A 252-nucleotide genomic window follows, 5' to 3' on the forward strand; every position below is an offset into this window, starting at 1 on the left:
AGAAAGAGAGACGTCATTTTAGTTAATCAATTGGATAAAGATTTGTTCTGTTCAGAGGAAAATGGTATTTCTTGGAGAATGCTTGTGTTGTTGAGAATTCTTGCCATGGATGAAGTCAATTTCAAACGGGAATGGCAGAAATTGTCCACTGGAGAGAAGCCCAGTGAAAAAGTTGAATCAAGGGTTTTCCGGTGGATGCAGTGTTTGATTAAAAGAGTGTTAGAATCTTATGAGCAAACTTACAAATATGAC

At 36.9% G+C, this 252-nt stretch carries 1 protein-coding gene; it reads left to right on the forward strand.

What is annotated here, in order from left to right; translation table 11 throughout:
- Positions 1-30: 30 nt before the first annotated feature.
- Positions 31-252, forward strand: a 222-nt coding sequence (locus ACYQ78_RS39895; protein WP_459806196.1) for a hypothetical protein, incomplete at its 3' end; no start/stop codon positions are given.

The sequence above is a fragment of the Herbidospora sp. RD11066 genome (assembly GCF_054661255.1).